This window comes from Streptomyces sp. W16 (genome assembly GCF_033194735.1).
Classification (GTDB): domain Bacteria; phylum Actinomycetota; class Actinomycetes; order Streptomycetales; family Streptomycetaceae; genus Streptomyces.
The window spans coordinates 1-8,241 of sequence record NZ_JAWOAI010000456.1 but is presented as its reverse complement, the minus strand read 5'-3'; the positions used below and the strand labels follow the sequence as shown (position 1 = coordinate 8,241).

Here is an 8,241-nt window from a genome sequence, read left to right as displayed (position 1 = left end):
GCACCGCGGCCGCGGTGCTCCACCTCGCGGAGAAGGACCCGGCCGGTGCCCGCCGAGCGCTGCGCCCGGTTCTCGACGGCACCGCCCCCGTCGGTTCCTTCCTCACCCCGATCGAGGCCCGGCTCCTGGACGCGCTCGCCTGCCGTGACCTCGGTGACGAGCTCGCGGCGGGAGCGGCCGTCGAGCAGGCCCTGAACCTCGCCGAACCGGACCGGATGATCCTGCCGTTCGTGACGACCGGCGCCTGGGAGCTGCTGGACGCCCTGCCGCGCACGACGTCGCACGCCGCGCTGGTCTCCGACATCCTCGACACCGTCCGCGGCGACGCCCCGGCCCGGCCGGACCGGTCGGCTCCGGGTCCGGCCGAGGAGCTCAGCCCGAGCGAACTGCGCGTCCTGCGCTATCTCCCGACGAACCTCACCCGCCCCGAGATCGCCGCCGAACTGTCGGTCTCCCTCAACACCGTCAACACCCACATACGGCGGATCTACGCCAAGCTCGGCGCCGGGGACCGGTCCTCGGCGGTGCACCGCGGCCGTGAACTGAGGCTGCTGTCGAACGGCCGTGGGTGAGCGCCGCACGATCACCGGTTTCCGGTGACGCGGGTTCACCCGACCACCGACGACGATGAGGACATGGGTGATGACCCCGTCCTCTACCAGATCCGGGTCGGCTGCCACCTCGGCCCGACCCTGCTGACGGCGTTTCCCGCGTTCGTGCCGGAGCAGCAGGGCGCCGAGACGGTGCTCACCGGGCTGCTGCCGGACACCGCGGCGCTCTTCGGTGTCCTCGCCCAGATCGAGGCACTGCGACTCGATCTCCTCGAAGTCCGCAGGCTGGCGCCCGCGCCGGCCGAACCACCCCCGTCGAACGGAGACGCTCCGTGAGCACCGAGCAGCGACAGGCCCTCGACGCGATGCTGCGTCGGTCCCCGTTCCCCCTCGACGGCGATGTCGAGGAACTACGGCGCCTGCTGCACGCGGCGACGTCGACACAGGTGCTGCCTCCCGAGGCGAAGACGGTGCCGACCACGCTGGGCGGTGTCCCCGCAGTCGAGGTCACGGTCGACGGAGTCGAACCCCGGCACGTCGTCGTGTACTTCCACGGCGGCGTCTATCTCCTGGGGGACGCCCTCAGCTCCGCCGGCCTGGCCGCGCAGATCGGCGGGCGGACCGCCGCCAAGGCCTACTCCGTCGAGTACCGGCTCGCCCCCGAACATCCGTATCCGGCGGCGGTGGACGACGCGTTGGCGGTCTACGAAGCCCTGCTGGCCGACGGTGTCACGCCCTCGGACATCGTCTTCGCGGGCGAGTCCGCGGGCGGTGGACTCGCCGTCGCCACCCTGGTCAACGCCCGCGACCACGGGCTGCCCCTGCCTGCCGCGGCCTTCGTCATGTCGCCGTACGTCGACCTCACCCTGGCCGGGGCGTCCGTCGACACCAAGGACGCGGCCGATCCGCTGTTCTCCCGGGAACTCCTCGAACCCCTCGTGGCCGACTACACGGCGGGCCAGGACCCCGCTCTCGGCCTGATCAGCCCCGTCTTCGCCGACCTGTCCGGCCTACCGCCCCTGCTCATCCAGGTCGGCGGCCACGAGGTACTCCTCGACGACGCCGTACGCCTCGCCGGGCGGGCCGCCAACGCGGACGTCGAGGTCACGCTCGACGTCACCCCCGGGGTGCCGCACGTCTTCCAGGTCTACGGTCCGATCCTCGACGAGGCGACCGCCGCGCTGGACCGGGCCGGACGGTTCCTGACCGCACGGCTCGGAGCCTGAAGCCCGTATCGCCCCCGCGTCTCGCTCTGTCCGGCGACGCACCCATCAGCGCGTCCACTCCACCGGCCGACCGCGGTCGGCCGGCCCGTCCGCCGCCGTACCCGCTCCCACCGGCGCCCCGAAGCGGGCCAGGGTGTGCCAGACCATCTTCAGGTCCTGGAGTTCATGGCGGCCGGTGCGGGCCGCGTCGCCGATGATCCGGGGGTCGATCACGCCCTTCTCGGCGATGAGGGCACCGAGATCGACGTACTCCTGGCCCCGGTAGTCCGCGCGCCGCCTCAACTCGCCCACGGTGAGCCGGTATCCGGGGTGCCACTCGACCGGGCAGGGCAGGCGGCGGGCGGCGGTCTCGACCGGGGTGCCGCGGTAGCTCGCGTCCAGGACGAGGGCCTCGACGTCCCGGGTGAGAACGACACCGCCGTGCACCTGGGTCTCGATGTAGTCGTTGAGGGCGTCCTGCTCGTCGGCCTCGGCGAGGGCGATCAGGGACATGCCTGCGGCGACGCCGAAGTCGGTCGGTTCGGCGGCGCTGTCGGGGTAGCAGAAGGTGGCGCGGGCGAGGGTTGCGCCGGTCAGCCGGAGGTGCGAGGAGCCGAACCGCGGGGCGGCGCCGACCAGTTGGCGCCGGAAGTTCAGCGCGCCGTACACCGGTCGCTCGGCGGCGGGCGACCCGTCGTAGGCACCGGCGAAGATCCGGCTCTCCCAGCGCCAGCGGTCGCCGCCGGGGTGCGCGGTGAGGCCGCCGTTGCTGGTGCCGGTCACGAACTGCGAGTGGTACGTGCCGTCCTGGGCCAGCGCGTCGAGGATCGGGCGTCCGGCCGCCGTACGGTCGGGGTGGAAGTTGAGGGTGATGCGCAGTCGCGGGTCGACGGCCGGGCCCGACGACCGGGCCGCGACATGGCGCAGCGCCCTTGCCTGGCGCACCCCGACAGCCCCGAAATCCATTGGCTCCCCCACCGCTCGCCTCACTACCCTGGGCCGAAACCTAGACCCTCTAGGTTTCGAGACGGACATCGCCCCAGGAGACTCCCCCATGAGATCACTCACCGAGCAGGACATCCGCGACTCATTCGTCAACTGCTCGAAGGGCGAGGCGAAGCGGCTGGCGATCCCGCGCGATCTCGACAGCCGTCCCTGGGACGATCTGGACTTCCTGGGTTGGCGGGATCCGGGGGCGCCGGACCGCAGTTACCTCGTCGTCGAGCGGGCGGACGGGCCGGTCGGGGTCACCCTGCGGTTCCCGTCCGCGCAGCGCGGCTTTCTGCACCGGAGCATGTGTTCGCTGTGCGTCACGACCCACTCGGGCGGCGGGGTCTCCCTGATGACCGCGCGCAAGGCGGGCCCGGCGGGCCGTGAGGGCAACTCGGTCGGCCTGTACATGTGCGCCGACCTCGCCTGCTCCCTCTATGTGCGCGGCCGGAAGATCCCGGAGTCGGGCATCCGTATCGAGGAAAGCCTCACCGTGGAGCAGCAGATCGCCCGAACGGTGGGCAATCTGAGCGCCTTCCTCGACAAGCTGTACGTCTGACGTCAGCCCCCAAGCTGTACGTCTGACGTCAGCCCCCAAGCTGTACGTCTGACGTCAGTCCCCCGGCACCGCGATGACGATCTTGCCCCGGCTGTCGCGGCGCTCCAGCCGCTCGTGGGCGGCACGTGCCTCGGCGAGGGGTACGACGGTCTCGATCGGCACGCGGTAGGCGCCGGCGGCCACCCGCTCGGCCAGTTCACGCAGGTCCGGGCGGGGGTCGTAGCCGCCGTGGACCTGGAGGTTGGTGAGCTGGAAGCCGAGGATCGACGCGTTCTTCGGGTAGAAGTCGCGGGTGTCGACGGTGCTGGGCTCCAGGGCGACATTGGCGAGGGCGACGACCCGGCCGCCGTGTCCGATCTCGCGCAGGCTGCGTCCGAAGGCCCGGCCGCCGACGGTGTCGAGGACGACGTCCGCGCCGCGTCCGTCGGTGAGCCGCAGCACCTCGTCGACCTCGGCGTCGTCCGGGTGTGCCGAGGTGTCGATGGTGGCGTGGGCGCCGAACTCCCCTGCCCAGGCGGCCTTTTCGGGTGATCCGGCGAGTGCGACGACCCGGGCGCCGGTCTCGGCCGCGATCTGTACGGCCGCGCTGCCGACCCCGCTCGCGGCGGCCTTCACGAGGACGGTGTCCTCCTTGGTGACCCGGGCGAGGTGCCGCAGGCAGTACCAGGCCGACAGCCAGGCGACGGGCAGTGCGGCGGCGTGCGTGAGGGCGATCCCGTCGGGCAGGGCGGTCACCTGGGTCGCGGGTACGGCCGCCAACTCGGCATAGAAACCTGGCGAGTTGACGCCGTCGAGGGCCACGACCCGCTGGCCGACCGAGAATCCGGTGACACCCTCCCCCAACGCGGCGACGGTACCGGCTCCTTCCACTCCCGGGATCAGCGGCGGGCGTCCGGCCCGGTGGTAGTTCCCGGACCTGATCAGGGCGTCGGCGCGGTTCACGCCCGCCGCGGCGACCCGCACCAGCACCTGCCCCGGACCCGCGACCGGGTCGGGCACCACGACCGGCACCAGCACCTCAGGCCCGCCGAACTCGTCGATCCGTACCGCACGCATACCGCTACCCACTCCCTGTCGCGGCCACCGAACCCGGCCGACACCTCTTGAACTGGTGTCACCATGCGACACCGGACGAACCGGTGTCAAGGCTTGTCGGCAGTCCTCGCTCACACCGCATGAACCGGTGTGCGCGAGGTAAGCTCGCTGTCATGACCACCCCGCCCGTCTTCCCGTTCATCGGCGGACGCCCGTGCCTGAACTTCGTGGCGACGCTCGGCAAACGGCACGCCGACCCCGTCGAGCGGCTCCCCGATCCGGCCGCCCTGGCCGGGTGGATCACGGAGGCGGAGCTGTCGACGGGCACCGAACCGGTGCGGGTCACGGCCCGGGAGCTGACGGACGCGCGCACCCTGCGCGAGGCGCTCTACCGGGTCGTACGCGACGCGATGGCCGGGCGGGAACCGGCGGCGGCCGATGTCGAGCGGGTCAACGAGGCCGCCGCGCGCCCGGATCTCGCACCCCAACTGGGCGAGCAGCGCTGGAAGTCGGCTCATCCGGCGCGCGCGGCACTGGCGACGGTGGCCCGGGACGGCGTCCTGCTGGTGGGCGGTCCGCTGCTGGAGCGGGTCAAGGAGTGCGAGAACCCGGAGTGTTCACTGCTGTTCCTCGACGACTCCCAGGCCCGCCGCCGCCGTTGGTGCTCGATGGACCGCTGCGGCAACCTCGCGAAGATCGCGGGCTACCGGTCGCGCAGCCGGGCGGCCGTGACACGGTGAAGGTGGACCAGGACGTCGTAGCTGCGGGCCAGTGCGATGTCCTCGGGATCCTCCGGGTAATCGGTGCCGATGCTGCGGGTCGGCCGCGCCTCCTTGAGCCACGCACGGGCCGGTGATCCGACCGTGCGCAGATCGACCAGGTAGTCGGCGAACCGCACCTGGTCCAGGGTCCGTTCACTGCTGCCCGGGCCGGCCGCTCCCAGCGTTCGGCGGTGGATCGGGGTGGGCGGAACGGTCGAGGGCGGCGACCCGGTGAGATCGTTGGAGTCGGAGGGGCTGCCGTGGCGTCCGGGGTGCCGGCCGCGACGGCGCCGAGGCTGATGAGCAGGGTCAGGAACAGTCCGGTCCGATGCCGTGTCATCGTCCGAGGGTCGCGTGCCCCGGGGACGGGGACCATGCGGTGGTCCTCCGTGCCGGGGTGGAGTTTTCCTCAGGACGCGGCGGGCGTCCAGTGCGGGTCGCGGCCGAGGAAGGCGAGGAGTGTCTCGGCCCGGTCGTAGTCGGCCGTCACCTCGCGTGCGGGTGCGAACACCTGGTAGGCGTCGCGGAGTTGGTCGACGATTCGGTCCGCGGCCGGCCAGATCCCTTCTGCCAGGTCCGCCTCCAGTGGCCGGTTCTGGCCGGTGGCCACCGCGATGTCCCAGGCGTGCACGGCCGCGTCCATGGCGGCCGTCGCCGCTGCGAACGGGAGGGCCATCGGGCCGAGCGGTGTCGGCACCTGGTCGGCGTCGGCGGGCAAGGCGGCATAGCCGTCGGCCACCGCGCGGAGCACCTTGTCGAGTTCGGCGACCGGGTCCCCGTCGAGGGCGTCCGCGGGGTGGAAGGGGTCGGAGTCGGGCCGGTCGCCGGTGAGGACGAGACCGTAGGCCTGCTGGTCGATGCGGGCGTGGTTGAGGACCTGGCGTACCGTCCACTCGCTGCACGGCGTGGGTGCCGCCCAGGCGCTCTCGGGCACGGCGGCGATCACCTCGCGCAGGTAGTCGTGCGAGCGGGTCAGCACCTCGGTGCCCTGGATGTTCGTCATGAAAGTCGACCTCCCCTTCGTCCTGTCCGGTGATGACAATCTAGGAGGCCATGCGGACAGTTACGGTCCGCAATGGGTACGTTCAGCGCATCCGCGAGGAGGGAATAGGCCAAGGATGCGAGATGTCCGGGAGTGGACGGCGCCACTGGTGCGGTTCGTGGGGCGGCACCGGGACCCGGTGGTCGTCCAGACGCTGCGGTCGGCGACCGCGGCGACGGTCGCGTATGTCGTCGCGCTGCGCCTGAGCCCCGAGCCCGCGCCGCTGACCGCTCCCCTGACCGCGCTGCTCGTCGTCCAGGTCACCCTCTACGCCACCCTCACCAACGGCATCCGCCGGGTGAACGCCGTGGTCGCGGGTGTGCTCGTCGCCATCGCGTTCAGTCTGCTGGTCGGGCTGACCTGGTGGAGCCTGGCCCTGCTGATCGTGGCCTCGCTGGTTGTCGGGCGGCTGGTCAAAGTTGACGAGTACGTGCCCGAGGTGGCGATCAGCGCGATGCTGGTCCTCGGGGTCACCACGGTAGGCAACACGGCCTGGGCGCGGGTGGTGGAGACCCTGATCGGCGCGGTTGTGGGGCTCGGCTGCAATCTGCTGCTGGCTCCCCCGGTGTGGGTGGACGAGGCCGGCGAGTCGATCGAGGGGCTGGCCCGCCGGCTGCGGCGGCTGATGCGGCGTATGGGCGAGGAGGCGGCGGGCCGCACCCCCGTCGACCACGCCACCGCGAGGCTGCACGAGGCGCGCCGGCTCGACCACGACATCGTCGAGGTGGACGCGGCCCTGCGGCAGGCCGAGGACAGTCTGCGGCTCAATCCGCGCGTACGGGAGGGGCTGCTGCACCGGGTCGTGCTGCGGACCGGTCTGGACACGCTGGAGATCTGCACGGTCGTGCTCCGCGTCCTCGCGCGCACCTTCACCGACCTGGCGAAACAGCGCGACCCCGAGCCGCTGTTCGCACCGCCGACGGGCGCCGCCGTAGAACAGCTGCTGTCCGAGATCGGTGACGCCGTGGTCAGTTTCGCGGTGCTGGTGACCACCGACGTGAGTGTGAGCGCCGAGTCGGCGGAGTCGCGGCTCACCGCCGAACTGCACACGGCCGCCGCCACCCGCGACAAGCTGGCCCAGCTGCTCCTGGAGGAGGTCCAGCGCGACGCGGCCCAGTGGCAGCTGCTGGGTGCCATGCTGACCGAGGTCAACCGCATGCTGGACGAGCTGGACACCGAGCACCGCTCGCGCCGGCTGCTGGAGGAACTCGACCGGTGCGCCGGCGAGCAGCGCGAACGCCTGCCGTGGCTGACCTGGCTGCGGGAGCGGGTGGGCGTACCGGAGCGGCTGCGCAGGAACCGGGGCACGGGCGCCGATCGTTCTAGGTGACGGAGTCACCTGGGGGCGGGCCGCCTCCGGCAGCGCGGCGATGGGGGCGGACGCATGACCGACAGCAGCGTACGGATCGACGGGAACACCTTGTGGCTGCCCGGCGGGGTGGCGGTGCGGTTCATCCGCACCCTGCGCCTGCCCGAGACGGGCACGCATCCGCTGCCTCCGGGGCTCGGCGAGTTCCCGGTCCGCCGGGTCGCGGACTTCCCCGACACCGTGCCTGGGGAGTGGCTGGCGCGGGGCGGGGTGATGCTGCCGGTGTATCTGCGTGAGGCGATGTGGCTGAGCTTCGGGGGCACGGCAGAGCCCGCCGCCCTCCAGGTGGGCGTGGGCAAGGTGTGCGCGGTCTCCGGGAAGCCGTGGAGCGACCGGCTGTCCCGCGATCCGCAGAACTACGTCGTACTTCCGCGTCAGCCCTGGCTCGACGGCATCAACTCCGGCAAGGGGACGGTCCGCCAGTTCGTGGCGGTCCCGTTGGGCCTGGGTGCGACGGTCGAGGGGCAGGTCACGGGCGAGGAGGTGTGGGGTGGCGTCCAGCTGCAGTCCTTCCCGCTCACCGAGCGGGAGTTGGCCAAGTGGCGCGAGGACGAGCGGCGCCGGTCGGAGCGGGCGCGAGCGATCACCCTGTCGTCCGGGGGCTACGGTGGCATGCCCGCCATGCCGATGGCCGCACAGGCCGCCCCTGCGCCCGGTGCGTCGCCGCGTGCGCCCCGTCCCGCCGCCATGGGTCTCGGTGTCGGCGGTTCGATGCGCCAGGAGGTCTAC

The 8,241-nt window shown here is 72.2% G+C and carries 11 protein-coding genes; 7 read left to right on the top strand and 4 right to left on the bottom strand.

Annotated elements, in window-relative coordinates; all coding sequences use genetic code 11:
* From R6V09_RS40065 to R6V09_RS40055, 3 genes are all read left to right on the top strand, one after another.
* The coding region (locus R6V09_RS40065) for a helix-turn-helix transcriptional regulator (RefSeq protein ID WP_317886412.1) at positions 1–572 on the top strand (572 nt) is incomplete at its 5' end.
* 63 nt (positions 573–635) lie between these two features.
* A complete protein-coding gene (locus R6V09_RS40060; RefSeq protein WP_317886411.1) occupies positions 636–887 on the top strand; it encodes a hypothetical protein in 252 nt (83 codons plus the stop codon).
* Positions 884–1,777 carry an alpha/beta hydrolase gene (locus tag R6V09_RS40055; RefSeq protein WP_317886410.1) on the top strand — a complete coding sequence of 298 codons (894 nt, stop codon included), beginning with the start codon at positions 884–886 and terminating at the stop codon, positions 1,775–1,777. Before R6V09_RS40060 ends, R6V09_RS40055 begins: the two co-directional genes overlap by 4 nt.
* 45 nt (positions 1,778–1,822) lie before the next feature.
* On the opposite strand, the gene R6V09_RS40050 is transcribed toward R6V09_RS40055, so the two are convergent.
* Positions 1,823–2,722: a DUF3626 domain-containing protein gene (locus R6V09_RS40050; RefSeq protein ID WP_317886409.1), complete on the bottom strand. Its 900-nt coding sequence runs from the start codon at positions 2,720–2,722 to the stop codon at positions 1,823–1,825.
* 88 nt (positions 2,723–2,810) lie between these two features.
* On the opposite strand from R6V09_RS40050, the gene R6V09_RS40045 reads away from it, so the two are divergent.
* The gene (locus tag R6V09_RS40045) at positions 2,811–3,305 is read left to right on the top strand and encodes an FBP domain-containing protein (protein WP_317886408.1); all 495 of its coding nucleotides are present in this window, start codon (positions 2,811–2,813) and stop codon (positions 3,303–3,305) included.
* A 54-nt stretch (positions 3,306–3,359) separates the two neighbouring features.
* Here the strand turns inward: R6V09_RS40045 and R6V09_RS40040 are convergent, their stop codons facing one another.
* The gene (locus R6V09_RS40040) at positions 3,360–4,361 is read right to left on the bottom strand and encodes a quinone oxidoreductase family protein (RefSeq protein ID WP_317886407.1); all 1,002 of its coding nucleotides are present in this window, start codon (positions 4,359–4,361) and stop codon (positions 3,360–3,362) included.
* A 152-nt stretch (positions 4,362–4,513) separates the two neighbouring features.
* Here R6V09_RS40040 and R6V09_RS40035 point away from each other — a divergent pair, with 152 nt between their 5' ends.
* Positions 4,514–5,080, top strand: coding sequence for a CGNR zinc finger domain-containing protein (locus R6V09_RS40035; protein ID WP_317886406.1), 567 nt, complete (start codon positions 4,514–4,516; stop codon positions 5,078–5,080).
* Here the strand turns inward: R6V09_RS40035 and R6V09_RS40030 are convergent.
* Both R6V09_RS40030 and R6V09_RS40025 read right to left on the bottom strand, forming a co-directional pair.
* Complete coding sequence (locus R6V09_RS40030; protein ID WP_317886413.1) at positions 5,044–5,247, bottom strand: erythromycin esterase family protein; 204 nt, start codon at positions 5,245–5,247, stop codon at positions 5,044–5,046. The two genes, R6V09_RS40035 and R6V09_RS40030, sit on opposite strands and share 37 nt — an antisense overlap.
* A gap of 263 nt (positions 5,248–5,510) precedes the next feature.
* Positions 5,511–6,104, bottom strand: a complete 594-nt coding sequence (locus R6V09_RS40025) for a TIGR03086 family metal-binding protein (protein WP_317886405.1) — start codon at positions 6,102–6,104, stop codon at positions 5,511–5,513.
* 115 nt (positions 6,105–6,219) lie between these two features.
* On the opposite strand from R6V09_RS40025, the gene R6V09_RS40020 reads away from it, so the two are divergent.
* Complete coding sequence (locus R6V09_RS40020) at positions 6,220–7,473, top strand: FUSC family protein (protein ID WP_317886404.1); 1,254 nt, start codon at positions 6,220–6,222, stop codon at positions 7,471–7,473.
* 54 nt (positions 7,474–7,527) lie between these two features.
* Positions 7,528–8,241 (top strand): hypothetical protein (locus R6V09_RS40015; protein ID WP_317886403.1); only part of this gene is annotated, 714 nt, incomplete at its 3' end.